Below are 908 nucleotides of genomic sequence, written 5' to 3'. Positions count from 1 at the left end.
GTCCCTCTTGAAGTGGAAGGACGGGGCGGAACTGCCCCGTCAGGGCCGAGTCTGCCCAGGCGGGCCCTGGCGCGCAAGGCGCCAGCTCATCTGACACCAGGGAAATCCCGATGGGGCGCATCAGCGACAAAGCGTCGCGCGCGAACGCACCCGACCCAGGGATGGCCGAAATACCGTCCCGCCATCAAAATGACACGGTAGGTTTTCAGATAGATTCTCGACTTTTCTTTCGGATGCGTGTCATGACGAACGTCAAACCCTGGTTGCAGCAGTACGGTCAAGGCGTCCCGGCCGAGGTCAACCCCGACGCCTACCCTTCGCTGGTCGAGCTGCTGGAAGAAGCCTTCCGCACCCACGCCAAAGCCGACTCGATGGCCTACCTGGGTTCGCGCTGGACCTTCGCCGACGTCGATCGCCAGTCGTTGCAACTGGCCGCCTGGCTGCAGGCGCAGAAGTTGCCCAAGGGCAGCCGCGTCGCGGTGATGATGCCCAACGTGCCGCACTACGCCGTGGCCATCGCCGGCGTGCTGCGCGCCGGCCACGTGGTGGTCAACGTCAACCCGATGTACACCCCGCGCGAGCTCGAACACCAACTGGTCGATTCGGGCGCCGAGGTCATCATCGTGCTGGAGTACTTCGGGCCCACCGTGCAGGAGGTCATCGAGCGCACGCCGGTCAAGCACATCCTGCTGGCCTCGCTGGGCGATGTGTTCGGCGCCATCAAGGGCCCGTGGGTCACCTACAAGTCGCGCAACGTCGACAAGCACGTCATCGACTTCAAGCTGCCCGACAGCGGCCGCTGCCGCGTCACGCCCTTCAAGGCCGCACTCAAACAAGGCAAGTCCCTGCCCTTCCAGCGCCCTGCACTGAACGGCAGCGACGTCGCCTTCCTGCAGTACACCGGCGGC

1 protein-coding gene is annotated in these 908 nt (G+C 65.0%); it reads left to right on the top strand.

Annotation, left to right across the window (positions count from 1 at the left end):
* Nucleotides 1-242: 242 nt before the first annotated feature.
* Nucleotides 243-908, top strand: a 666-nt coding sequence (locus tag B2W70_RS02065) for an AMP-binding protein (RefSeq protein ID WP_286742335.1), incomplete at its 3' end; no start/stop codon positions are given.

It is taken from the genome of Aquabacterium sp. UBA2148, from assembly GCF_002328915.1.
GTDB classification, from domain to species: domain Bacteria; phylum Pseudomonadota; class Gammaproteobacteria; order Burkholderiales; family Burkholderiaceae_C; genus Aquabacterium; species Aquabacterium parvum.
Note: the sequence above shows the minus strand (reverse complement) of the source record. Positions and strands in the feature narration are given on the sequence as shown.